The organism is Microbacterium sp. SW12, assembly GCF_055391095.1.
The window spans coordinates 1,170,299-1,193,906 of the sequence record NZ_AP024335.1 but is presented as its reverse complement, the minus strand read 5'-3'; the positions used below and the strand labels follow the sequence as shown (position 1 = coordinate 1,193,906).

The following is a 23,608-nucleotide window of genomic DNA, read 5'->3' as shown; positions in this document are numbered from 1 at the left end:
ACGGTCGCGTCTGGCGCTTCAGCCCCCGCACCCTGCCCGACGCCCCCGAGGTCATCGAGGCGATCGAAGCCGCACTCCCCGCCTGATCAGGACCGGATCTGCCCCCACCGGTGTTGGACGGCAGCGGTTTAGGCCTCCACGTACTCCTGCCTGACCGCACCCCGGGTCGCGACCGCGATGTAACCGAAGTCGCGGTCGGAGTTCAGAACGACGGCGTCATTGACGACCGCGTAGGCCGCGATGAGGCAATCCAACGCCGCAGCCGCGCGCACGAACCCCGAATCCCAGAGCGCCTGCTGAATGTCGAGCGCCTGACGCTCGTCGGGATGCTCCCACGCGGGCAAGAGTTGCGCCATGTCCGCGCGGAGTTCCTGGTGCTCCTGCGGAGTCCGTGCCGAATGGCAGTACTCGAGAACCTGAGGCGGGCAGGTAATGAGCAGGTGCGCGGGCGAGAGCTCCCGGAGCCTGGCCGCGATCACCTCACTCTTTGAGGCCTTCTGCCAGATGCTGTTGTCGACGAGGTACGTCGTCACTGGCCAGCAGTCGACGCCGCCGGCGGGATCGTCGGAGCATCGATTTGGTCGGGTTCGAAAGTGCGGGCAATGATTCGCTCGACAGCGGCAGGCTGACGACGAACGGCGATAAGAGTGCGCAGCGCGAGGTCGACCGTTTCGCGATTGGAGGTCGTGCCGGCGAGCTCCTTCGCCTGACGCAGCTCGTCCGGGTCGATATCGATTGACGTGACGGCCATGAACCCCTCCTCCGTGTTTGTATAGAGGAGTATATAGACTCCCGACTCAGCCGCGCATGGCGACGCCGCGGCGCCAGTAGCCCATGAACGCGACCTGCGCGCGATGGATGCCGAGATCCTTCACGAGGTGACGGCGCAGCGTCGTCACGACCGAGCTCTCCCCGCGATCCAGAAGTAGCGATCGATCGTCTCGACCGCGTCATCCAGTTCCTCACCCGAGCCCGAGAAGACGGGGGTTTCCCACAGGAGTTCCTCGGTCCCGTCATCCGTCACCGTCACCGTCGCCGTCGCGCCCAGGTGACCGAGCACGGTTGGGATGAGCCGCGACCCGTTCGCCGCGCCCTCCCGCGCGACCCAGCGCACCTCGACACCCTCGGGCGCGTCGATCGCGAGCGCGTCCTCGGCGTGGGGCACCTCGATCACAGCGAGGCCGGCAGCGTCGCGGTCGATGTCTTCGAGGATGCGGGCAATCGCCGGTGCCGCGGTCTCGTCGCCCGCGAGCAGAATCTCGCGCGCTTCGCCGGGCGCGTACTCGATGCCGCCGCCGTTCGGGCGGCCCCGGCGCGGTCCGATGATCAGCAGCTCATCGCCGACGGATGTCTGACTCGCCCAGGCCGACGCAGGACCGGTGAACCCGGGCTCGAGGTGCAGCACGAAGTCGATCACGACAGCGGTGCCGCCCTCCTCAACGCGCAGCTCCCGAATCGAGTAGGTGCGCATCGAGCCGCGCTCCTCCTCGGGAACGGCGAGGAACGCCGCCCACCAGTCGCCATCCGGGTGCTCGAGGTCGGGCAGCCGGCCCGAACTCGGCGGGAAGATCAGCTTGATGCGCTGGTCGAGGATGCGCTCGGGGTCACCGAACTCATCGAGGTCCGCGCCGCCGAACGTGATGCGCGCGAAGCTCGGCGAGAGCAGCTCGACCGAGCGAACAGCGGCGCGCGCCACCACGAACGGCGACGCCTCGACGACGGTGGATTCAACGACGGACATGGTGCCTCCCCATGGGCAGAACGACGGGCGAACCTGAGACGGGATCGGGGATGACGCGGCTGTCCATCCCGAACACGTCGCGAACAAGGTCTTCGGTGACGACCGCGTCGGGCGCGCCGCAGGCGTGGACCTGGCCATCCTTCATCGCCACGAGCTCATCGGCATACCGCGCCGCAAGGTTCAGGTCATGCAGCACCATGACGATCGTCGTGCCCCGGCTGCGGTTCAGATCGGTGAGCAGATCGAGCACCTCGATCTGGTGGGCGACGTCGAGGAAGGTCGTCGGTTCATCCAGCAGCAGGATGCCGGTCTCTTGCGCGAGTGCCATGGCAATCCATACGCGTTGACGCTGCCCACCCGAGAGCTCATCGACCGAGCGGTCGGCAAGGTCTGCGATGTCGGTGGCCTCGAGCGACTCCGCGACGACCTGATAGTCCTTGGCGCTCCAGCGGGCGAGCATTCGCTGGTGCGGATGCCGCCCCCGGCCCACGAGGTCGGCAACCGCAATGCCCTCGGGCGCGATGGGGTTCTGCGGCAGCAGGCCGATCTCGCACGCGATCTGCTTCGTCGGGGTGCGGTGGATTTCGCGGCCATCGAGCACGACCCGCCCGGCCTGCGGCGGGAGCAGACGGGCGAACGCGCGCAGAAGCGTCGACTTTCCGCATCCGTTGGCCCCGACGATCGTCGTGATCGCGCCGGTGCGAATCTGCAGGTCGAGGTCACTGACGACCGCGCGGTCGCCGTACGCGAGCGCGAGGCCCTCGGCGGCGAGCCTGTGGCCGACCGAGCCCGGCACCGATGCCGGATCGAGCGACGCGGAGGCCGCAGGGGCAGCATCCGGCGCCAGGAGCGTGGTTCCAAGAGGCGGGTTCACAGGGATCCTCCCGACCGGTGCGTGCGCACCAACAGATAGACGAGGTAGGGCGCGCCGAGGATGCCGGTGATGACCCCGACCGGGTAGCGCGATTCGAAAGCCCACTGGCCGACGAGGTCGGCAACGAGCACCAGCAGCGCGCCGACAAGGCCCGCCGGCAGCAGCAGAGACGGCCCCGGGCCCAGCAGCCGCGCAGCGATCGGCCCAGCCATGAAGGCGACGAAGGCGATAGGGCCGGTCGCGGCGGTGGCGAAGGCAAGCAGGATGACGGCACCGAGAATGAACAAAACGCGGGTGGGCGAGACGCGCAGGCCGAGGGCCGCGGCAGAGTCATCGCCGAGGCGCAAAATGTCGAGATCACCGCTGCGGGCGAGCATGACCGGCACGACGAGCAGCATCACGATGACGAGCGGCACGAGCCGTTCCCAGGATGCGTTGTTCAGGCTCCCCGAGAGCCACTGCATCGCGGCCTGCAGGTCCCATTCGGCGGCGCCCGAGAGCAGATAGGCGATGAGGCTCTGGATCATCGCGGCAACACCGATGCCGATGAGGATGAGCCGGGCGCCGGCGAACCCGCCGCGGTTTGCCAGCAGGTAGATCGCGCCGGCGGTGACCACAGCGCCGATGAGGGCGACGACCGAGACAGCGATGTCGCTCAGCGAGAAGACGATGATGCCGGTCACCGCGGCAAGACTCGCGCCGGCGCTGATGCCGATGACATCCGGCGAGGCGAGCGGGTTTCGCAGCATCGTCTGGAACGTCACCCCCGCCATCCCGAACGCGAAGCCTGACAACAGGGCGAGCAGCGCGCGCGGCAGGCGCAGCTCACCGACGGTGAAGGATGCTCCGGGCACGGTTTCGCCGAGGATGACGCGCACGACGTCGACCGGCGTATAGAAGGTGTGCCCGACCATCGTGCTGATGGCGACGACGGCCAGGACGATCACGGCGAGGATCGCGGTGATCACGGTCCAACGGCGGCGGCGGATGCGGCGACCGCGAGCGATCGCGGCGGCGGTCGTCGAGACCGCGGCGGGGGTAGCCGTGGGGATAAGGGTGGCGGTCATAGCTCGCGCACCTTCTGACGGCGGACGATCCAAATGAACACCGGTGCTCCGATGAGGGCGGTCACGATGCCCACTTCGATCTCTTCGGGCTTGGCGACCAGGCGCCCGACGATGTCGGCGGCAAGCAGCAGCACGGCGCCGCCGATCGCCGACAGCGGCAGCAGCCAACGGTGGTCGGGTCCGACCAGCAGCCGCACGAGGTGCGGGATGACGAGACCGACGAACGCGATCGGGCCGGCGATCGCGGTTGCTGCGCCACACAGGATGACGGCACCTGCCGACGAGATCAGCCGCGTGCGCGACACGTGCTCGCCGAGTCCCGCTGCCAGGTCGTCGCCGAGCGCGAGCGAGTTCAGGCCGCGCGCTGTCGCGAACACGATCAGGGCACCGATCAGCAGCGCGGGCGCGACCACGGCGATGCGGTCCCATTCGGCGCCGCCGACGCCGCCGATCTGCCAGAACCGGAAGGTCGACATCACATCGATGCGCGGCAGCAAGATGGCGCTCACGAGTGAGGCGAGGGCAGCCGCGGTCGCGGCGCCTGCCAGCGCGAGCTTGAGCGGTGTCGCTCCCCCGCGCCCGAGCGAGCCCACGGCGTAGACGAAGATCGCCGCTGCGGCAGCGCCCAGGATCGCGAGGCCCATCTGGCCGTACGGGTCGACGATGCCGAAGAACGCGAGCCCGGCGACGACGGCCAGTGCCGCACCGCTCATGACCCCGAAGATGCCGGGGTCGGCCAGTGGATTGCGTGTGACTGCCTGCATGCTCGCGCCCGCGAGGGCGAGGGAGGCGCCGACGAGGATCGCGAGCACGGTGCGCGGCATCCGTTTGATGACCGCTGCTGACTCGATCGAGGAGGCGTTGCCGGAAAGGCCCGCAACGAGATCGGCGGGACTCACGTCGGCGACCCCGAAGGCGACGGATGCCACGGCGAGCACCACGAGGAGGGCGATGCTCGCGATCAGCCACGCGACGCGCACCGATACCGATCGTCGCAGCGAGGCGACGGCCGGTACCGGTGCGGGCGCGTGGAGGGTGGTCACTGCTGTGCAGAGACTCCGGAGGCGAGCAGAGCGAAGTAGTCGTCAACGCCCCAGCCGATCGACAGCGGCGACGGGTTCGCGGATGCCGCCAGCGGCGTGCTGTTCTCGAGCACGACGATCGAACCGTTCGCGATCGCCGGGATCTGCGAGAGCAGCGGATCAGCCTGCAGCTGCTCGACGATGTCGCTGCCGGGGTCGCCGTAGGTGACGAACACGTCGACGTCCGCGAAGCGGTCTGCCTCTTCGGCGCTGACCGAGGTGTAGAACTCCTCGGTATTCGCCGACTCTTCGGCAACGATCTCGGGAACGGGGAACCCGATGCTCTCGAGGAAGCCGGGGCGCGTGTCGTGGCTCGTGTAGAAGCCGATCTGGCTGAAGTCAGACGGGTCGATGTAGCTGAAGAGGATGCGAGCGCCGTCGAGCTCGGGGTAGTTCTCGAGCGAGGTAGAGACCGTCTCGTGCAGTTCGTCGATCAGCTCATTGCCCTCGGCCGAGAGACCGAGCGCCGCGGAGTTCATGCGGATCATGTCTTCGTACGAGGTGCCCCAGGCAACCTCGGGGTACGCGACGACCGGCGCGATCTTCGACAGGGTGTCGTAGTCCTCCTGTGTGAGCCCCGAGTACGCGGCAAGGATGACGTCCGGCTGCGTGTCTGCCACGGCCTCGAAGTCGATTCCGTCGGTCTCATCGAACAGAACGGGGGTTTCGGCGCCGAGTTCCTCGAGCTTGTCTTCGACCCACGGCAGCACACCGTCGCCGTCGTCGTCACCCCAGGTCGCCTTGCTCATGCCGACGGGAACGACGCCCAGTGCCAGCGGTACCTCGTGGTTCGACCAGGCGACGGTCGCGACACGCTCGGGCTTCTCCTCGATCACGGTCTCGCCGTAGGCGTGCTCAATCGTTACAGGGAAGGCACCGGTTTCGGTCGATTCAGTGTCGGTGGTCCCGCCATCCGTCGAGGACGAACACGCGGCAAGGGAACCGGTCAGGGCCACGGAGATGCCGAGGGCGATGAGACGGGAGGCGCGCACGGGCGCTCCTTTCGTGGGCTGCTGTGGATAGGCTTACCTTCGATTGGTAAGCCTCGCCTAACCTACCTTGCCTCCGAACCATCCTTCAATCTGAAGGTTCATCCAGCAGACTCTGTCAACTTTGTTGACTCGTTCTCTAGACTGGGATCACGCGGTCCCGAAACCGCGACTGACTCAAGGAGGAGACATGGCCAAAGACAAGGCACTCACCGCAAAATCATCGATCGGCGCGTGGTTGAAGCATCCGGTCGGCGGCCCGATCCTGCGCGACCTGCTCGCCCAGGGCGGCCAGAAAGAGTCGGCCCTGGCCCCCGTCAAGCTCTTCTCGCTCGAGCGAGTCGCCGCCATGAGCGGCGGGCAGATGTCGCAAGAGCTGATCGACGATATGGTTCGTCGCGCCAACGACCCGAGCGCATTGGCCGCTGCGCCTGCAGCTGACGACGATGGCGAGGATGACGAGGACGAGCCTCCCGCTCCCCCGATGGCGGCCCCGTGGGTCGAGCGCATCACGCCCGGCCGATTCGATGGCAAGACGGTCATCGTGACCGGCGCCGGTTCGGGAATCGGACGCGCGGTGGCTGCCCGTGTTGCAGCCGAAGGCGGGAAGGTCGTCGCTGTCGACATTTCGCAGGAGCGCCTCGATGCGGCGGTCCCCGAGATGCCCGGCGCTGTCGCGGTTGCCGGCGACATCACCTCGGAGGACTCGATCGCGAAGATCGTCGCGGCAGCCGACGGACGCGTCGACGGGCTTGCGAACGTCGCGGGAATCATGGATGACATGACGCCGCTGCACGAAGTGAGCGACGCCGTCTGGTCGCGCGTCATGGCTGTCAACGTCGAGGGGACCTTCCGACTCACTCGCGCGGTCCTCCCCCTCATGCTCGAGGCCGGCGGCGGATCGATCGTGAACGTGGCGTCCGAGGCGGGGCTTCGCGGCTCAGCTGCGGGCCTTGCCTACACGACCTCGAAGCACGCCGTCGTAGGCCTCACCAAAAGCACGTCGTTCATGTACGCGGCAAAGAATATTCGCGTGAACGCGGTCGCTCCGGGGCCGGTCGCTACCGGAATCGAGGCGTCGTTCGCCTCCGAACTCGGCCAGGAGCGCGTCGGGCTCGCGATGACGATCCTGCCGCCGATCGCCGAGCCCGCTCAGCTCGCGGCATCCATCACGTGGCTACTGAGCGATGACGCGACAAACGTCTCGGGAGTCATCCTGCCGTCTGACGGCGGCTGGTCGGCGATCTAGCTCAGCCGGTGATCGCTGCCTGTAGCAGCGCTCCGTAGCGGCCGATGAGGGTCTCGCGCTCCAGATGCGCGAGACCCTCATCGCGCACCACCCACAGGCTGTAGAGCAGGCCGCCGACCACGGCGGCAGCCATCCGCGCACGCGTGTCGGCATCCGCCGCATGAGCAGGCGACGCTGCGATCCGTGCGCGGAACGGCCGCACGAATCCCTCCTCGTGCGCGGCTCGCAGGTGGGTCCAGATGCCGCCGGAATCGCTGGCTCGCAGGAGCGCCAGATAAATGCCGCGAATGTCAGCGTCGTCATCGAGGATGAAAGCGATGAACCGCTCACCGAGGGTCTCGAGCGGACCCTCGAAGGCAGTAGCCGCGACCTGCACCTCCATGGTCTCCATGAAGAGCTGTTCTTTCGAGCCGAAGTGGCGGATGACCAGTGCCGGGTCAACGGATGCCTCGCTTGCGATCTCGCGCACCGAGGTCCGCGCGTAGCCGTTCTCGGCGAATAGACGCTGCGCAGCCTCCCAGATCGCCCGCTTGGAGGCTGGCGCGTGTTCGGGCAGGCTCATCCCCCCATGGTCGCACGTCGCCCTCTCGCCAGGAGGAGGCCCACCTGCGAACCACACGGTTCTGATTTCCTCCGCGAAGACGCGTCGCATCTGCGGATTCCGCATATATCGCCGCAATGATCGACGCTTTCGGTTGTCTTCTGACAATTCCTCTGCGATGATCGTCGCGTGGCAGATCGCACTCCCCGGGTTCAGCAGCTCGACGACATCTCGCGCGCCATCATCGAGCACCTGCAAGCCGACGGCCGGCGCTCGTACGCCGACATCGGCAAGGCCGTGGGACTCTCCGAGACCGCGGTGCGCAACCGCGTACAGCGCCTCGTCGACGCGGGAGTCATGCAGATCGTCGCGGTCACCGACCCCCTGCAGCTCGGCTTCGCGCGACAGGCAATGGTCGGCATCCGCACTTCGGGTGACTCGACGCGCATCGCCGCCGAGGTCTCGGCCCTGCCGGAGGTCACCTACGTCGTGCTCACCGCCGGCAGCTTCGACGTGCTCGCCGAGGTCGTCTGTGCCTCGGATGACGAACTCATCGATCTGCTCAACAAGCGCGTCCGCGCCATCGACGGCGTCGTCGCCACCGAGTCTTTTGTCTACCTCCGCCTCGTGAAACAGCTCTACGACTGGGGCACGCAGTGATCGCACCCCGCGCCGCCGCTACCGCGCCCCGAAAGGACCCGTCATGAACTCCCCCGCCGATCTGCAGAAGAAGGCCCAAGACCACCTGTGGATGCACTTCACCCGCCAGTCGGTGCTCGACAGCTCCGGGGTGCCCGTCATCGTGCGCGGCGAAGGCCACCACATCTGGGATGACCGCGGCAAGCGCTACTTCGACGGCCTCTCCGGCCTGTTCGTCGTCAACGCGGGCCACGGCCGCAAGCGGCTCGCTCAGGCTGCTGCGAAGCAGGCCGAAGAGCTCGCGTTCTTCCCGCTGTGGTCGTACGCGCACCCGTCGGCGATCGAGCTGGCCGACCGCCTGGCCGACGAGGCACCCGGCGACCTGAACCGCGTGTTCTTCACGACCGGCGGCGGCGAGGCCGTCGAGACAGCCTTCAAGCTGGCTAAGCAGTTCTGGAAGCTGCAGGGCCAGCCCCTCAAGCACAAGGTCATCTCGCGCTCGATCGCCTACCACGGCACCCCGCAGGGGGCCCTGGCGATCACCGGCATCCCGGTCATGAAGGCTCCGTTCGAGCCCCTCGTCCCCGGCGCTTTCCGGGTGCCGAACACCAACGCCTACCGCGCCGAAGAGGCAGGCTTCGTCTGGGACGGCGAGGGCGACCGCCTCGAGGCTTTCGGGCGTTGGGCTGCTGACCGCATCGAAGAGATGATCCTGTTCGAAGGCCCCGAGACGGTTGCCGCGGTCTTCCTCGAGCCGGTGCAGAACTCGGGCGGATGCTTCCCCCCTCCCCCCGGCTACTTCCAGCGCGTCCGCGAGATCTGCGACCGCCACGACGTGCTGCTGGTCTCGGATGAGGTCATCTGCGCGTACGGCCGCATCGGCCACACCTTCGCCTGCAATGCGTACGACTACGTGCCCGACATCATCACCTCGGCCAAGGGCCTCACCAGCGGCTACTCGCCGCTGGGCGCAACCGTGATCTCGGACCGGATCTACGAGCCGTTCCGCCACGGCCACACCTCGTTCCTGCACGGTTACACCTTCGGCGGGCATCCGGTCTCGGCAGCTGTCGCGCTGGAGAACCTCGCGATCTTCGACGAGGAGGGCCTGAACGAGCGCGTCCGCGAGAACTCACCCCTGTTCCGGGCGTCGCTGGAGAAACTGCTGGACCTGCCGATCGTCGGGGACGTGCGCGGTGATGGCTACTTCTTCGGCATCGAGCTCGTGAAAGACAAGGCGACGCGCGAGACGTTCAACGACGACGAGTCCGAGCGGCTCCTGCGCGGATTCCTCTCGGGCGCACTCTATGACGCTGGCCTGTACTGCCGCGCCGATGACCGCGGCGACCCCGTCATCCAGCTCGCGCCGCCGCTCACGATCGGACCTTCAGCGTTCGACGAGCTCGAGCAGATCCTGCGCGACGTTCTCACGCGCGCCGCAAGCCTGCTGTAGCGGATTCGAAAGCTGCGGATTCCGGCCACGTCGGAATCCGCAGCTCTCGCACGTGAAACCGTCGCGCACGTTACTTGAAACGACAGATTCCTGTATCAAGTTTGTTTCGGACTGCGGATTGCGCTTGCCGCCTCGGGTGATGTCGTGACACGATCACTGACAATCCGTGCACAGCACGCATTCAGCTGATTGAGGTGACCGACTATGCCCGACCGTCCACTCCCCTCCGATCCGATGATCCGAGCGCTGATTTCGCAGGCCCGCGCAGCGCAGATCTCCCGTCGCGGCGTGCTCGCCGGCGCCGGTGCCCTCTCGCTCATGGGATTCCTCGCAGCCTGCACCGGCCGCGTCGGCGGTTCGGACTCCACGGGCGGCTCAGCGCTGACCGCCCCCGAGGACCTCTCGTCGAGCGTGAAGACCCTCACCTGGGCGAACTGGTCGTTCTACCTCGACGAGGATGACGACGGCAACCACCCGACGCTGCAGGCCTTCGAAGAGCAAACCGGCCTCACGGTGAACTACGACGTCGCGATCGACGACAACAACACCTACTTCGCGAAGGTCCGCGACCAGCTGGCGCTCGGCCAGGGCATCGGCGCCGACGCGGTCTGCCTCACCGACTGGATGGCGAACATCTGGATCGCGTCCGGCTACACGCAGGCTTTCGACAAGGCGAAGATGCCCAACGTCTACGCGAACCTCAACCCGAGCCTGATGAACCCGAGCTTCGACCCCGGCCGCGCCAACTCGGTGCCCTGGCAGTCAGGCTTTGCGGGTCTCGCATGGAACACCGAGAAGCTCCCCAACGGCCTGGCATCCGTCGAAGACCTGTGGAACCCCGACCTGAAGGGTCGCGTCGGCGTGCTCAGCGAGATGCGCGACACCATCGGCCTCATCATGCTCAGCCAGGGCGTCGACATCTCGTCGGACTCGTGGGGCGACACCGAGTTCCAGAACGCGATCGACGTTTTCGCGCAGCAGGTCTCGGACGGCCAGATCCGCAACATCAAGGGCAACTCCTACGCCGACGACCTCATCAACGAAGACACACTCGCCGCGATCGTGTGGTCGGGCGACATCACCGCGATCAACGCGGAGGTCGGCTACGACAAGTTCGGGTTCGCCCTCCCCGACTCGGGCGGGACGCTCTGGAGCGACAACTTCATGATCCCGATCGGTTCGCAGCAGAAGACCAACGTCGAGACGTTGATCGACTACTACTACCAGCCCGAGGTCGCCGCCGAGGTCGCCGCCTGGGTGAACTACATCACCCCCGTGGTCGGAGCACAGGAAGCGATGGCCGACATCGACCCCGAGATGGTCGATAACCAGCTCATCTTCCCCGACGAGGCGACGCTCGCGAACGCGTACATCTTCCGGGCGCTCAGCAACCAGGAGCAGGAGAAGTACAACGCCGAGTTCGAAGCCGTCGGACTCGGCGCCTGACCGGGCATGAGCACATCGACACCCGAGGCCGGCGCTGACCTCGAGCTTCGCGGCATCCGCAAGACCTTTCCGGGCTTCACCGCTCTGCACGATCTGGATCTGGTGATTCCAGCGGGTTCGTTCTTCGCCCTCCTCGGCCCGTCGGGGTGTGGCAAGACTACGACTCTGCGCATCGTCGCGGGCCTCGAGCGACCCACCGCAGGTTCGATCTCGATCGGCGGTAAAGACGTGACATCCGTGCCGCCGCACAAGCGGCCGGTGAACACGGTCTTTCAGAGCTACGCGCTCTTCCCCCACATGACGGTGCAAGAGAACGTCGAGTTCGGGCTGCGTCGGCGCAAGGTGACGGATGCCGCAAGCCGCGCTCTGGACGCCCTCAAGCTCGTCGAGCTCGACCACGTCGCGGGGCGCAAGCCCTCGCAGCTGTCGGGTGGTCAGCAGCAGCGTGTCGCGCTGGCGCGGGCGGTCGTCAACCGGCCGGCACTGCTGCTGTTGGATGAGCCCCTTGGCGCCCTCGACCTGAAGCTGCGTCGCCAGATGCAGTCCGAACTGAAGACGATTCAGGACGAGGTTGGGATCACGTTCTTGCACGTGACCCACGACCAGGAAGAGGCCATGACAATGGCCGACACCGTGGCCGTCATGAACCACGGTCGCATCGAGCAGATGGGTCCGCCGCAGGAACTGTACGAACTCCCCCGCACGGGGTTCGTCGCGAGCTTCCTCGGGCAGTCGAACCTGATCCCCGCGACCGTCGAATCAGCGGCAGGTGGCACCCTCGTCGCGCGCACCACGGCTGGGGGCACGCTCCGAATGCCGATCGAGCGCGCCGTCGCGTCATCCGGCCCGATCACGGTGGGTGTGCGGCCCGAGAAACTGATGCTTGCCGCCGAGGCGCCGACCACTGACGACAACGTCCTTGGCCCGGGACGTATCACCGACCTCTCGTTCACCGGTGTGAGCACGCAGTACACCGTCGAGATGCCGGGAATCGGACCCGTCGGGGTGTTCGAGCAGAACATGGTGTTCGGCTCGGTCTTCTCGGTGGGAAGCGAAGTCTGGGTGCGGTGGCGACCCGAGCACACGTTCGGGCTGGATGCCGACGCCCAAGCTGGGGCAGCCGAGGCCATCGCCGACAGCGAGGACTCCTAGCCATGGCGATGTCGGCGCTGGCTGTCGCCGATACGAAGAAGGCGTCGCCGCAGCGTCGCGCCAGCTGGGTGGCGTTCGCGCTGCTGCTGCCGGGGCTCGCCTACCTCGCGCTGTTTTTCGTCGTCCCGTTCGTGTCGCTGCTGATGACCTCGTTCGGCGTGAACGACACGTCGCAGTACGGCGCGTTCTACTACGCCTTCAACTGGCAGAACTACGTCGACGTGATCGCGGAGTACTGGCCCCAGTTCCTCCGCTCGTTCTGGTACGCGCTGCTGGCCACCCTCTTCGCGCTGCTGATCAGCTATCCGATCGCGTACTTCATCGGTGTGGTCCTGCGCGACAGGCCGCTCATCCGGAACCTGCTGCTGGTGCTGGTGATCGCGCCGTTCTTCATCTCGTTCCTGCTGCGGACCTTGGCGTGGAAGGCGCTGTTCGCCGACGAGGGACCCGTCGTCGGGTTCCTGCAGACGATCGGGCTCTTCGGTCCGCAAGATCACATCACGGGCACGGGATTCGCCGTCGTCTTCGGTCTGACCTACAACTTCATCCCGTTCATGACGCTGCCGCTGTTCGCTTCGCTTGACCGGCTCGATACGCGCCTGCTCGAGGCGAGCTCCGACCTGTACGCCACGCCGGGGCAGACGTTCTGGCGGGTCACGTTCCCGCTCTCCCTCCCGGGCGTCGTGTCGGGGACGCTGCTCACTTTCATCCCGGCATCCGGTGACTATGTGAACGCCAGCCAGGCGTTCCTCGGAAGCCCGTCGACGACGATGATCGGAAACGTCATCCAGTCGAAGTTCCTCATCACAGTGAATTACCCACAGGCGGCAGCCCTCAGCATCCTGCTGATGGCCGTCATCCTCATCATCGTCGGCAGCTACGTGCGGCGCACGGGAACGGATGACCTCCTGTGAAAACGCAATGGACCGTGCGGTCCCGAATCCTCGGCATCTACGTCATCGCCGCGTTCGTGGTGCTGCTCATCCCGATCGCTTACACGTTCCTGTTCTCGTTCAACGAGACGACCCGCACCAACATCACCTGGAACGGGTTCACGATCGAGAACTGGCTCACCGTTTGCGAACAGCCCGAAGTGTGTGTGGCGTTCGGCAACAGCATCCTCGTCGGCTTTGTCGCCACGATCATCGCCACGACCCTCGGCACGATGATCGCCCTGGCACTGGTGCGCTACCAGTTCAAGGCCCGCGGCTCGATCAGCCTGCTGCTGTTCCTGCCCATGGCAACCCCCGAGGTCGTCATCGGCGCCGGTCTTGCCGCCCAGTTCCTGACGATGGGCGTCGCGAAAGGCCTCGGCACGATCATCCTGGCCCACACGATGTTCTGCCTGAGCTTCGTCGTGGTGACGGTGCGGGCCCGAGCCCTCTCGCTCGACCCCTCGATCGAAGAGGCCGGACGAGACCTCTACGGCTCGCCGCGCCAGGTGTTCTGGCGCATCACGTTCCCGCTGCTGCTGCCGGGCATCATCGCGGCGGCGCTGCTGTCGTTCAGCCTCAGCTTCGACGACTTCATCATCACGTACTTCACGTCCGGCTCGGTGCAGACCTTCCCGGTCTACATCTACGTTGCGGCTCAGCGCGGCATCCCGCCGCAGGCCAACGTGATCGCGTCAGCGGTGTTCCTGCTCGCGATCATCGGCACGCTGGCGTACGGGATCGTGAACGCGCGCCGTGCGGCGGTTCGTCGGGGTCGCTGAGTGAAACACCGAAGCTCCCCGCACCCTACTGGGCGTGCGGGGAGCTTCGGTGGTGTCGTCAGTTGTGGACTTCGCCGCGCCAGCCGCCGGTCTCGCGGCCGCGGTCTTCGATGAACGACTTGAAGCGCTCCAGGTCCATGCGTGCTGCTGCCTCATCGAGGTTGAGTCCGGCGCCCGCCTTCTCGATGAAGGTCTCGGGCTCCCACTCCATGCGCAATTCAACGCGGGTGCGGTCATCGCTCACAGGTGTGAACGCGACGCGTCCGGTGTGAACCCGCTCCCCCGTGCTCGCCCACTCGATGTGGTCGTCGGGAACCTGGTCGACGATCTCGGCGTCGAACTCGCGCTCGACACCGCCGATGCTGACCGACCAGTGTGTGAGGTCGTCGGTGGTCTGGGTGATGGAGTTCACTGATCCCATGAACTCGGGGAACTCCTCGAACTGCGTCCACTGGTCGTAGACGGCGCGGATCGGTGCGTCCACCTCGATGTCTGCGGTCATCGTGCTTGTCATGACGGTCTCCTTCATGGTCACCGTGCTGCCGGTCGCCGGATCGGCGATCGGTCGACGGCGACGATACGGATGCCGACACGAGTCGCTGAGGGGGTTGACAGCATCCGCGCCGCGGTCAGAATCACCGAACCGCCCTCGCCCCCATCGCGGCGGCGTAGCGTGAACGCATGCCCCGCCTCCGTCGCAGTCGCACCACAGAACCCGGGTTGCGGCGCGTGCGTCGCGGACGGGGGTTCGCCTACCTCGACGAATCGGGTGCGGCGATCACCGACGAGGCCACCCGCGAGCGGATCTCGGACCTCGCGATTCCACCCGCGTGGAACGACGTTTGGATCTCACCGCATCCCCACGGGCACATCCAGGCAACAGGCGTCGACGACGCCGGCAGGCGCCAGTATCTGTATCACCAGGTGTGGCGCGAGCGTCAGGATCGAGTCAAGTTCGAACGGATGCTGGACCTCGCCGAGACGCTACCGGGGGCCCGGCGCACGGTGACGCTCGATCTGCGATCCGACGGGCTCGGGCGCTCCCGCGTCCTGGCGACGGCGTTCCGGATGCTCGACACCGGGAGCCTGCGGGTCGGGTCAGAACGCTACGCGGACGTGCACGGCAGCTATGGCCTGTGCACGCTGCTGTGCGCCCACGCGAGCGTGCACGACGGTGAGCGCGTCGAGCTGCGGTTTCCGGGCAAGAGCGGTCAGCCATGGGAATCGGAGCTGACCGACCCCGACCTCGCTGCGGTGGTGCGAGCCCTGAAACGCCGCGGCGGGCGGGCACGATTGCTGGCCTGGCGCGACGGCGACGGCGAGGTGCACCCGCTGCACCCCGAGGAAATCAATGCCGACATCCGCCGACGCACGGGCGGCGACTTCACCGCCAAGGACTTCCGGACCCTGCACGGCACCGCGGCTGCGGCGCTGAGCCTTGCGAAAGCGGGACCGGTGGAGTCGCCGTCGCGGCGGGCGCGCATGGTCGCCGCGGCGATGCGAGACGCCGCGTTCGTCCTCGGCAACACCCCGGCGATCGCTCGCAGCAGCTACGTGGATCCGCGGATCGTGGAGGCCTACGAGCACGGCACGACGATCGACCCGTCGCGTCCGGCATCCGTGGAGTCGGAGCTGCGCGCGATGCTTCGGTGACGGTGCGCGTGCTGTCAGGCGACGAGTTCGGCCGCCCGGGGATCGTGACCGGCGATCACCTGAAGGCCCGGTAGCCGCTCGCGCAAAGCTGCGAACTGCCGCAGTGTCTCGCGTTGCTGCTTTCTGTCGCCCACGTCCGGAACGACCGCCTTCTCGATGAGGCTCGGATCGTAGGTTGCATCGCCCACGAGCAGGAGCGGGTTTCGTCCGTTGCTGCGGCGGACGAGCAGGCTCATCGACCCGGCGGTGTGACCCGGGGTCGGCAGGAGCGTCAGTGCGCCGTCGCCGAAGATGTCGTACGCGCCGGCGAAGTCGACGAGCGCTGCATCCTCGGACGGCGCGAACGTGACGGGCCGCCACTGAACAGCCGCATCGAGCAAGTGCTCGGCCAAGACGCCGTGCATGTGTGGGGACTTGCCGGTGAGCACGGCATGCTCCTGTTCGCTGACGAGCACCGGGATGCCGGCCGCGGCGAGCTCACCGACGTTTCCTGCGTGGTCATAGTGCAAGTGGGACACTGCGGCGAGGGTAAGTCGCTCGATCGGCACGCCGGCGAGCTCGAGCTGCTCACCCAGTCCCTGGCCGGGTGTCAGGGTCGAATCAACCTGCCGCGCGTAGACCGCGCCGACGAAACCGCCCGGAAAGTACTCGCGCGGCGTGTCGGCTGACGCTGGCGCTTGCCCGGTGTCCCAGAGAACCCAGCCCTGTTCGTGTTCAACGAGAACGACATTGACCGGCAACGGATCCGTCCATCGCCGCGACGTGAAGGTCCACCACAGCATGGGGGTGCCATTGCCGACGATGTTGTGCCGCCGCAGCCGCACCTCGCCGATGCTCAGAACCGATACACGCCCGACGCCGCTAGTCATGTGGTTCAGTGTGCCAGGTCGCTGTTTCGCGCACGGGGCGACGAGGTTCCGGCGTGTCAGTCGGCGAGTGTGCGCTCACGCATGAGCCTGCCGACAACCGGGACGATGATCACGATCACCGCGACGATGATCGCCGTGATCCCGATCGGGACGTCGACGAGGTCACCGAGCAGACGGGCGACGGCGAGCCATCCGAGCCCCCACGCGATCGACAGGACGGGAGCGATACGCCACCCGCCCGACGCCGATATGCCGAGCGCGACAGCGGCAACGACAATGAGCACGATGACTCCGACGACGGATGCCGCGCTCTCCCAGTCGGCGGGGACGGTCGCCGTGAGCGCCGCGGCGATGTTCGCGACGGTGGCAAGGGCCACCCAGCCGAGGTGCAAGCCGGTGACGACGTCGATCAGGATGCCGTCGAGCCAGCCATCGGCCGGCTCCCGGGTGCGGACCGCTCGAAGGTAGGTGATGACGAGCGCTGCGAGGAGCAGGATGATGCAGACCACGGTCGCCCAGACCGAGAGGAACTGCACGGTGACGAGCCAGAGCCCGTTGAGCACCATCGTGAGGGCGATGAGCCAGCCAAGGCTGCGCTGACGATCACGGGCGCGCTGCGACGGGAGCGCCTGCCAGACGACGTAGATCGCGAGGCCGAGATAAATCGGCGTCCAGATGGCGAAGGCCTCGGTAGCCGGCGTGAGGTAGGACGTGTCCGGCGAGAAGGACCCGCCCTGCGCATCCTGAATCGGCGTGCCGCCGAAGGCTCCGAGGCCGACGGCGTCGCCGATGATCATGAAGACGAAGGCCGCGATCACCAGGATCTGGCGGGTCACGTCGCTGCCGCGTGCTGATTCCGTCGCGCTCATGCCCCCCGGTATTACGCACCTGCGGCCAGCGGGCCAGGTTCAGGCTGCGTTGGGTAGAAGGTGGGGAGGTGTCGCTCGGGCTTCACGATGTATCGGCGCCCGTGTGGGGATACCCATTCCAGGGACCCGTCACCCAGGTGGGTGATCTGCCACCCGCCGTGATGCTTCACGGTGTGGTGGCCCTGGCAGAACGGTGCCGTGTTCGTCACCGATGTTTCCCCGCCGTCTGCCCACGCGACCGAATGGTCGATCTGGCACTGCGACGCCGGTTTCCCGCATCCCGGTCCCATGCACCGGTCAGCCCGCCACTTCACCAGTTTCGCGAGCTCCGGTGGTGGCCGGTACTTTGTGCGTCCGACACTGATGACGGCCCCGGTTTCGGGGTGGGTCAGTACCCGCATCCACCCTGACGCGTTACCGGCGAGTTCACGGGCGGTCTCGATCGGGATCGGACCGACCCCCTCCACCTCCGCCGGGTCGGTCACCCCGTCGACGCTGAGGAGCGCGAGGGCGGGGACGGTGACGACAACGGTTGCTTGGATGCCCCGAGCCTGCTTCGGGTGCTGGGGAACGGTTCCGTCGATGAGGAGGTCGCAGAACACGTCAGCGCGGATCTCATCCAGACTCCGCTCCGACCCATCCCCCCGCTCCCCTCCCCGGGTCGCACCGCGGTCATGGTCACGGATCACCACAGCCTTCTGGGTGACCCGCCCGTAGATCGCGTGGGCTTCCACCGACGGGACCAGAGCGTGCACCCACGACATCGAATCCCCCGCCGGCTCCACCAGGATCCGACGACCCCGCACCGCGGCTTCGTGACGCTCCGTCAGGCTCGGCGCGGTCTCCCGGTCAATCAGCCGGCGCAACGCCCGCCGGAACGACCCCACCGGCAGAGACTCCGCCAACCCCAACGCCCGACCCACCAGGCCCGCCGCGATATCGGGGTCGAGTACATCGAGGTCATCGACCAGGATCTCCGCGTGCCGGACCGTCACGTTTGCGTGGGAGAGGGACTCCAACACCGTCGGGTAGGAGTGGACGAGTGATTCGGCGCGGGAGAGCATCATCCCCGCCGCGTTCTCCGTGACCCGCAACGCGGACGCGAGCTCGAGCCGCAGGGAGCGCATCACCAGCTCCCGGGACCCACCCCCATACCGGGACACATCGTCCAGGGCTTCCAGACGCAGGTCATCGACCCGCGCGAACCGTTGCGCAGCGAACACCGCCTCCAAATCGGCAGCCTCCAACACCAGGGCGACAGCGTCCGGACGCGGCGGAACCCACCCGACCTCACCATCCCACTCCCGCACATCACCCTCAGAGACGAACACGTCAGCATCCGCAGCCGCAGGCCACTGACCCGCCTCGCCCATGCCAACCTCATCCATACCCCGACACTACGAGGGGGGTACGACATTCAAACCCCGGGCCACCCGAGACAAAGCCCGGCACTCCGAGCGGCAGCAGTCCACCGGGAGCCCCGCCGTCCCGGCTGCGTGGGGGTGGCTCGTACTACGGTGATCGGCATGACGGCGTCCCTCTCCCCCGACCAGGCGCGCGGGCTACGCCACCGTGCCCAGCTGCTCGGCGGCTCGACCCTCTCCCCGCGGGAAGTGGTGGATCGAGCGGTCGCCCTCCAAGGCCAGGATCTTCCGGCAGTCCTGCGCGCGATCGCTCTGCGGTCGGCCCCGGGAACGACCGTCGACGATGTCCGCGCCGCGTTTGACAGCGGTGAGTTGGTGCGGTCCTGGCCGATGCGCGGCACACTGTTCGCGACGACGCCCGAGCACTTGGCGTCGCTCCTCGCCCTGACCGGCACGAGAATGCTGCAGTCGATGACGCGGCGCCGGGAGCAACTCGGGCTGGATGACGCCACGATCGACCGCTCGCATGAGGTCGCGGTTGCGGCGCTCGAGACCGCTCCGCTGCGGCGCGCCGACATCCTTGCCACGTGGGAGGACGCCGGGATCTCGACCGACGGCGGGCGCGGGTACCACCTGCTCGTCCACCTGTGCATCAACGGGCTGGCGCACTGGGGCGCATTCGCTCCTGACGGATCGGAGCAGTACCTCACCCTCACGGCGACCCAGCGTGACACCGACACGGATGCCGCACTCAGCCGTATCGTCGCGGGCTATGTCGCCGCGCGGGGGCCGGTGACCCTCGACGACCTGGCCTGGTGGACGAAGCTTCCCAAGACGGGGCTGCGCGCTGCCGCCGCATCCGTCGACCGAATCGAGCTGGCACAGCTCGGCGAGAAGCCCGTATATCTGGATGCCGCGGCATCCGCGTCAGCCGACTCGAACTGGCAAGGGTCTGCTGAAACGGTGACGCTCGTTCCCGCGTTCGACGAGTGGATCCTCGGTTATGCCGACCGGTCGCTCGTGGCCTCCGACGCGATGTTCGACGCTCTCGTTCCCGGCAAGAACGGCGTCTTCCGCCCGGCAGTCCTCGTCGACGGCGTTGTGGTCGGTACCTGGCGCTTCTCGGCGCCTCGAGGTGCGAAGAGCCGGACTCCGGTGGTCGAACTCCTCGAGCCGGTGTCCGGTCGGGCCGCACGACTCATCGATGACGCGCTGGCTGCCTGGCCGCACGACTGACGCGACGGTAGCCGCGAACTCGTCAGAGCAGCGGGCGGGCGTGCCAGATGCGGTCGAGGTAGTCGCGCATCGAGCGGTCGGATGAGAAGAACCCGCAGCGGGCGATGTTGAGGATCGCCGATCGGGTCCAGGCATCCTGGTCCGCATATGCCAGGTCAACCTGCGCCTGCGCCTCGATGTATGAGGCGTAGTCGGCGAGCACCATGAACCGGTCGTCGTAGAGCAGATTCGACACGATCGGCTCGAAGACCGTGCGGTCACCGCCCGAGAACGCGCCCGAGGCAATGAGGTCCATGGCGGCGCGCAGCTGCGGGTCGGCCTGGTAGAAGTCGGCCGGCTTGTAACCCTTCGCCCACAGCGCCTCGACCTCGGGCTCGGTCATGCCGAACAGGAAGAAGTTGTCGTCGCCGACAAGCTGGCGGATCTCGACGTTCGCGCCGTCGTCGGTGCCGATCGTCAGCGCACCGTTCAAGGCGAGCTTCATATTCCCCGTACCGGATGCTTCCTTGCCGGCGAGCGAGATCTGCTCCGACAGGTCGGCGGCCGGGATGATGCTCTCGGCGAGGGTCACGTTGTAGTTCGGCGGGAAGACGACCTTCAGGCGCCCCTCGACCCGCGGATCGTTGTTCACGACCGACGCGACCGAGTTGATGAGGTGGATGATGCGCTTGGCCATCGCGTACCCCGGAGCAGCCTTGGCCCCGAAGATGAAGGTACGGGGCTGGATGTCGGCAGCGGCGACCTTGCCCGAGACGATGCGCTCGTACTCGGTGACAATGTGCAGCACCTTCAGGGTCTGGCGCTTGTACTCGTGGAGGCGCTTGACCATGACATCCAGCAGGTGGGTGTCATCGATCGTGACACCGTCACGGCGCTCCAGCACATCGCTGAGGTGCCGCTTGTTGGCTGCCTTGACGGCGGCGAACCGCTCCCGGAATTCGGCGTCTTCGGCGAGCGCCTCTAGCCCCCGGAGCCGCTCGAGGTCGACGGTCCAGCCCGCGCCGAGCGCCTCAGTGATGAGGCTCGCAAGCGACGGGTTCGCGAGACGGATGAAGCGGCGTGGCGTGACACCGTTGGTCACGTTCGTGAACTTGTCGGGGTACATCTCGGCGAACTCGTGCAGCACCTTGTCGCGCAGGAGCTGCGAGTGGAGTTCGGCGACGCCGTTGACCTTCGCCCCCGCGACCGTCGCGAGGTAGGCCATCCGCACCGACCGGTAGGGGTGTTCCCCGATGATCGACATGTTGCGGATGCGCATCATGTCGTCGCCGAAGCGTTCACGCACTTCCTCGAGGAAGTCGTCGTTGATGCGGTAGATGATCTCGAGGTGGCGCGGCAGCAGCCGGCCGAGCAGGTCCACCGACCAGACTTCGAGCGCTTCGGGCAGCAGCGTGTGGCAGGTGTACGCGAAGCACTTCTGCGTGATCGCCCATGCGTCGCCCCACTCCATGCCGCGCTCGTCGACCAGCACGCGCATGAGCTCGGGCACGCCGATGACCGGATGCGTGTCGTTGAGCTGGAAGATCACGCGGTCGGGAAGCTTCTCAAGGTCGAAGCCCTCGGGGAGCACGCGGTCGAGGAAGTCGTTGATGGATGCCGCGACGAAGAAGTACTGCTGCTGCAGGCGCAGCTCCTTGCCCTGGGGCGTCGAGTCCTCGGGGTAGAGCACCTTGGAAATGTTCTCGGCGAAGGTCTGGGCGCGCACCGACTCCTCATAGTCGCCGGAGTTGAAGATGCGCAGATCGAAGGCGTTGGTCGCCGCCGCGCGCCACAACCGCAGGGTGTTGACCCGGCCGTTGTGATACCCGGGAACCATCATGTTGTAGGGCACCGCGAGCACGTTCCAGTCCGGAATCCAGCGCGTACGCTCCACACCGTTGTCGTCATAGGTCTCGGTGCGACCGCCGAACGAGATCGTCTGGGCGGCTTCGGGGTGGGGGAACTCCCACGGCGAGCCCATGCGAAGCCAGGCATCCGGTTGCTCGACCTGTTGATCGTCGACGAAGGTCTGCCGGAAGATCCCGTACTCATAGCGGATGCCGTACCCGATCGTCGGCACACTCATGGTGGCGAGCGAATCGATGAAGCAGGCAGCCAGTCGCCCCAGGCCACCGTTACCGAGGCCCGGCTCGACCTCGACTTCGCGCATGTCGTCCATCGAGATGCCGCACTGCTCGAGCGCCTCCGTCGCGATCTCGCCCAGACGCGCCGCGAGCAGATTGTTGTCGAGCTGCTTGCCCAGCAGGTACTCCGCCGACAGGTAGCAGACCGTCTTGGCCTGGTGTTCCCGCTGGCGTGTCTGGTCCTCGAGCCACCGCGCCATCAAGTAGTCGCGGACCGTCCCCGCAAGTGCCAGGTACTGGTCGTTCGCGTCGGATGCCGACAGCGAGACGCCCTGATCGAAGTTCAGATTCGCGAGGAACTGCTTGACAAAACCGTCAACCGACGCAGGCGGTGCGATGACGGGAGCAAGGGCCAGGGGATGCGTGGGACGCAGGGTCGCGTCGGAGTTCTGTGTGTCGGGCACGACACGAAGATACCGAGTCGCACGGAGCGATTCATCCTCGGCCGCGAATCGCCACGCGAGGTTTACACACTCGTCACGAAGCTGCCCGCAACCGGCGAGGCGCGGCCGGACGTTCGGGAAGCGACCCTACGCCGGCTTCACAGCGTCCGGAACGTCCAGCCCCCGCCAGGTTGCCCAGAAACCCAGCGCGGCAAAGACCGAGCCCGTTGCAGCGAGCAGCTGCGCCGACGCGTAGGCGTGGAACTGCCCCGTCGAGCTCTGCAGCCCGAAAGCGATGGCCAGGATGCCGAATACCAACCCCGCGATCAGACCGATGCTCGCGAGAGTGGCGGCGACGATGACGTAGACGCGCCGACCACGGAACTCTCCGCCGCCCGTGTACTGCTTCACCCGCTCGGACCTCAGGAGCCAGAGCGAGGCAAGGCTGCCGAGGTACAGCGCGAGCATGTCTGCCGCCAGAGTGTCGGAGAGCCTGTGCCAGTGCACGGTGACCGTCAGCGCACCGATCAACCCGGCCCAGGTCATGACGATGCCCATCGCCAGGCCCCGCCACCGGAACGGAACCACGATGATCATCGCGACGATCAGGGTCATCGCGATCGTGGTGTGTCCACTCGGGAAACTGTTGTGTCCCGCACCAAGGTCCGCCGGGGCGAGGTCGGGCCGCCACAGGATGAAGCGCTTGAGCGCCTCAGACAGCAGCACCCCGACGACGATCACGGCCATCCCCGCCAGGGCCGTGCGCACCTGCCGCCGCGCGAATCCGATGATGCCGACCACGAGCACGGCAATGGCGAGCGACCACGTCTGGATCAGATCGAGATTGTCGTCGGCATCCGTCGCTTCCCAGGGCAGAACCTGGCCCGAGCCCGCGATAGCCGCGTTCTCCCACTCCTGCCCCCACACCGTCAACACGGCGATCACGTACACGACGATGAAGCCGACAACGCATGCGGCAGCGAGAATCACCCACCGCCTCGCGGCGCTCGATAGCGCTGAAGCGGATGTGTTCTCGCGCGGATCTGTTTGTTTCGCACTGCTCACGGCCTACTGCCCCCTTTGCCGTTGCTGGTTTCGTCGTAACAGTAGCGGTCTCGGTGACGGCGCGACGGCACCGAAACCGAATGTTCCCGGCGCGTGCCG

The 23,608-nt window shown here is 66.9% G+C and carries 22 protein-coding genes and 1 pseudogene; 9 read left to right on the top strand and 14 right to left on the bottom strand.

The window, feature by feature from the left end; all coding sequences use genetic code 11:
* Positions 1-128: 128 nt before the first annotated feature.
* From MICSW_RS05960 to MICSW_RS05930, 7 genes and pseudogenes are all read right to left on the bottom strand, one after another.
* Entirely contained in the window at positions 129-533 is a 405-nt protein-coding gene (locus tag MICSW_RS05960) for a PIN domain-containing protein (RefSeq protein WP_228178544.1), read from the bottom strand.
* Positions 530-751 carry a type II toxin-antitoxin system VapB family antitoxin gene (locus MICSW_RS05955; RefSeq protein WP_292728026.1) on the bottom strand — a complete coding sequence of 74 codons (222 nt, stop codon included), beginning with the start codon at positions 749-751 and terminating at the stop codon, positions 530-532. The genes MICSW_RS05960 and MICSW_RS05955 overlap by 4 nt, the downstream gene beginning before the upstream one ends.
* Before the next feature lie 46 nt (positions 752-797).
* Positions 798-1,741: pseudogene (locus tag MICSW_RS05950) on the bottom strand (siderophore-interacting protein).
* Positions 1,728-2,537: an ABC transporter ATP-binding protein gene (locus tag MICSW_RS05945; RefSeq protein ID WP_228178675.1), complete on the bottom strand. Its 810-nt coding sequence runs from the start codon at positions 2,535-2,537 to the stop codon at positions 1,728-1,730. Before MICSW_RS05945 ends, MICSW_RS05950 begins: the two are co-directional and overlap by 14 nt.
* 74 nt (positions 2,538-2,611) lie before the next feature.
* Positions 2,612-3,682 carry a FecCD family ABC transporter permease gene (locus MICSW_RS05940; protein ID WP_228178541.1) on the bottom strand — a complete coding sequence of 357 codons (1,071 nt, stop codon included), beginning with the start codon at positions 3,680-3,682 and terminating at the stop codon, positions 2,612-2,614.
* Positions 3,679-4,725: a FecCD family ABC transporter permease gene (locus MICSW_RS05935; RefSeq protein WP_228178540.1), complete on the bottom strand. Its 1,047-nt coding sequence runs from the start codon at positions 4,723-4,725 to the stop codon at positions 3,679-3,681. The genes MICSW_RS05940 and MICSW_RS05935 overlap by 4 nt, the downstream gene beginning before the upstream one ends.
* Entirely contained in the window at positions 4,722-5,756 is a 1,035-nt protein-coding gene (locus MICSW_RS05930; RefSeq protein ID WP_464497664.1) for an iron-siderophore ABC transporter substrate-binding protein, read from the bottom strand. The genes MICSW_RS05935 and MICSW_RS05930 overlap by 4 nt, the downstream gene beginning before the upstream one ends.
* Before the next feature lie 187 nt (positions 5,757-5,943).
* On the opposite strand from MICSW_RS05930, the gene MICSW_RS05925 reads away from it, so the two are divergent.
* On the top strand, positions 5,944-7,002 hold the full coding sequence (locus tag MICSW_RS05925) for an SDR family NAD(P)-dependent oxidoreductase (protein ID WP_443477538.1): 1,059 nt from the start codon (positions 5,944-5,946) through the stop codon (positions 7,000-7,002).
* A gap of 1 nt (position 7,003) precedes the next feature.
* Here the strand turns inward: MICSW_RS05925 and MICSW_RS05920 are convergent, their stop codons facing one another.
* Entirely contained in the window at positions 7,004-7,564 is a 561-nt protein-coding gene (locus MICSW_RS05920; RefSeq protein WP_228178537.1) for a TetR/AcrR family transcriptional regulator, read from the bottom strand.
* Positions 7,565-7,732: 168 nt separating this feature from the next.
* Here MICSW_RS05920 and MICSW_RS05915 point away from each other — a divergent pair, with 168 nt between their 5' ends.
* The 6 genes from MICSW_RS05915 to MICSW_RS05890 all read left to right on the top strand — a co-directional run bounded on the left by MICSW_RS05915 (position 7,733) and on the right by MICSW_RS05890 (position 13,947).
* A complete protein-coding gene (locus MICSW_RS05915) occupies positions 7,733-8,203 on the top strand; it encodes an Lrp/AsnC family transcriptional regulator (RefSeq protein ID WP_228178536.1) in 471 nt (156 codons plus the stop codon).
* Between the two features lie 43 nt (positions 8,204-8,246).
* Entirely contained in the window at positions 8,247-9,635 is a 1,389-nt protein-coding gene (locus MICSW_RS05910; RefSeq protein WP_464497651.1) for an aspartate aminotransferase family protein, read from the top strand.
* 204 nt (positions 9,636-9,839) lie between these two features.
* On the top strand, positions 9,840-11,081 hold the full coding sequence (locus MICSW_RS05905; RefSeq protein ID WP_464497646.1) for an ABC transporter substrate-binding protein: 1,242 nt from the start codon (positions 9,840-9,842) through the stop codon (positions 11,079-11,081).
* Between the two features lie 6 nt (positions 11,082-11,087).
* A complete protein-coding gene (locus tag MICSW_RS05900) occupies positions 11,088-12,233 on the top strand; it encodes an ABC transporter ATP-binding protein (RefSeq protein ID WP_464497642.1) in 1,146 nt (381 codons plus the stop codon).
* Between the two features lie 2 nt (positions 12,234-12,235).
* A complete protein-coding gene (locus MICSW_RS05895; protein WP_228178532.1) occupies positions 12,236-13,147 on the top strand; it encodes an ABC transporter permease in 912 nt (303 codons plus the stop codon).
* 14 nt (positions 13,148-13,161) lie between these two features.
* Positions 13,162-13,947, top strand: a complete 786-nt coding sequence (locus MICSW_RS05890; RefSeq protein ID WP_228178531.1) for an ABC transporter permease — start codon at positions 13,162-13,164, stop codon at positions 13,945-13,947.
* A gap of 58 nt (positions 13,948-14,005) precedes the next feature.
* On the opposite strand, the gene MICSW_RS05885 is transcribed toward MICSW_RS05890, so the two are convergent.
* Positions 14,006-14,461, bottom strand: a complete 456-nt coding sequence (locus tag MICSW_RS05885; protein ID WP_228178530.1) for an SRPBCC family protein — start codon at positions 14,459-14,461, stop codon at positions 14,006-14,008.
* 167 nt (positions 14,462-14,628) lie between these two features.
* Here MICSW_RS05885 and MICSW_RS05880 point away from each other — a divergent pair, with 167 nt between their 5' ends.
* Positions 14,629-15,600 carry a DNA topoisomerase IB gene (locus MICSW_RS05880; RefSeq protein WP_228178529.1) on the top strand — a complete coding sequence of 324 codons (972 nt, stop codon included), beginning with the start codon at positions 14,629-14,631 and terminating at the stop codon, positions 15,598-15,600.
* A gap of 14 nt (positions 15,601-15,614) precedes the next feature.
* Here MICSW_RS05880 and MICSW_RS05875 read toward each other — a convergent pair whose 3' ends face one another.
* The 3 genes from MICSW_RS05875 to MICSW_RS05865 are packed head-to-tail and all read right to left on the bottom strand — an operon-like array spanning position 15,615 to position 18,726.
* On the bottom strand, positions 15,615-16,469 hold the full coding sequence (locus MICSW_RS05875; RefSeq protein ID WP_228178528.1) for an N-acyl homoserine lactonase family protein: 855 nt from the start codon (positions 16,467-16,469) through the stop codon (positions 15,615-15,617).
* Positions 16,470-16,525: 56 nt separating this feature from the next.
* Complete coding sequence (locus MICSW_RS05870) at positions 16,526-17,338, bottom strand: TspO/MBR family protein (protein ID WP_464497622.1); 813 nt, start codon at positions 17,336-17,338, stop codon at positions 16,526-16,528.
* Between the two features lie 11 nt (positions 17,339-17,349).
* Positions 17,350-18,726: an HNH endonuclease signature motif containing protein gene (locus MICSW_RS05865; RefSeq protein ID WP_464497619.1), complete on the bottom strand. Its 1,377-nt coding sequence runs from the start codon at positions 18,724-18,726 to the stop codon at positions 17,350-17,352.
* 138 nt (positions 18,727-18,864) lie between these two features.
* Between MICSW_RS05865 and MICSW_RS05860 the strand changes: the two genes are divergently transcribed.
* Positions 18,865-19,938, top strand: coding sequence for a winged helix DNA-binding domain-containing protein (locus MICSW_RS05860; protein WP_292726518.1), 1,074 nt, complete (start codon positions 18,865-18,867; stop codon positions 19,936-19,938).
* A 22-nt stretch (positions 19,939-19,960) separates the two neighbouring features.
* Here the strand turns inward: MICSW_RS05860 and MICSW_RS05855 are convergent, their stop codons facing one another.
* Positions 19,961-22,465: a glycogen/starch/alpha-glucan phosphorylase gene (locus MICSW_RS05855; protein WP_347424556.1), complete on the bottom strand. Its 2,505-nt coding sequence runs from the start codon at positions 22,463-22,465 to the stop codon at positions 19,961-19,963.
* Between the two features lie 126 nt (positions 22,466-22,591).
* Positions 22,592-23,434: a phosphatase PAP2 family protein gene (locus tag MICSW_RS05850; protein ID WP_464497606.1), complete on the bottom strand. Its 843-nt coding sequence runs from the start codon at positions 23,432-23,434 to the stop codon at positions 22,592-22,594.
* Positions 23,435-23,608: the final 174 nt, after the last annotated feature.

Coding starts and splice junctions, on each gene's coding strand:
- MICSW_RS05920 (WP_228178537.1), bottom strand. CDS start 7,564: ATGAGCCTGCCCGAACACGCGCCAGCCTCCAAGCGGGCGATCTGGGAG.
- MICSW_RS05880 (WP_228178529.1), top strand. CDS start 14,629: ATGCCCCGCCTCCGTCGCAGTCGCACCACAGAACCCGGGTTGCGGCGC.
- MICSW_RS05955 (WP_292728026.1), bottom strand. CDS start 751: ATGGCCGTCACGTCAATCGATATCGACCCGGACGAGCTGCGTCAGGCG.
- MICSW_RS05875 (WP_228178528.1), bottom strand. CDS start 16,469: ATGACTAGCGGCGTCGGGCGTGTATCGGTTCTGAGCATCGGCGAGGTG.
- MICSW_RS05885 (WP_228178530.1), bottom strand. CDS start 14,461: ATGACAAGCACGATGACCGCAGACATCGAGGTGGACGCACCGATCCGC.
- MICSW_RS05910 (WP_464497651.1), top strand. CDS start 8,247: ATGAACTCCCCCGCCGATCTGCAGAAGAAGGCCCAAGACCACCTGTGG.
- MICSW_RS05860 (WP_292726518.1), top strand. CDS start 18,865: ATGACGGCGTCCCTCTCCCCCGACCAGGCGCGCGGGCTACGCCACCGT.
- MICSW_RS05940 (WP_228178541.1), bottom strand. CDS start 3,682: ATGACCGCCACCCTTATCCCCACGGCTACCCCCGCCGCGGTCTCGACG.
- MICSW_RS05870 (WP_464497622.1), bottom strand. CDS start 17,338: ATGAGCGCGACGGAATCAGCACGCGGCAGCGACGTGACCCGCCAGATC.
- MICSW_RS05925 (WP_443477538.1), top strand. CDS start 5,944: ATGGCCAAAGACAAGGCACTCACCGCAAAATCATCGATCGGCGCGTGG.
- MICSW_RS05905 (WP_464497646.1), top strand. CDS start 9,840: ATGCCCGACCGTCCACTCCCCTCCGATCCGATGATCCGAGCGCTGATT.
- MICSW_RS05900 (WP_464497642.1), top strand. CDS start 11,088: ATGAGCACATCGACACCCGAGGCCGGCGCTGACCTCGAGCTTCGCGGC.
- MICSW_RS05865 (WP_464497619.1), bottom strand. CDS start 18,726: ATGGATGAGGTTGGCATGGGCGAGGCGGGTCAGTGGCCTGCGGCTGCG.
- MICSW_RS05895 (WP_228178532.1), top strand. CDS start 12,236: ATGGCGATGTCGGCGCTGGCTGTCGCCGATACGAAGAAGGCGTCGCCG.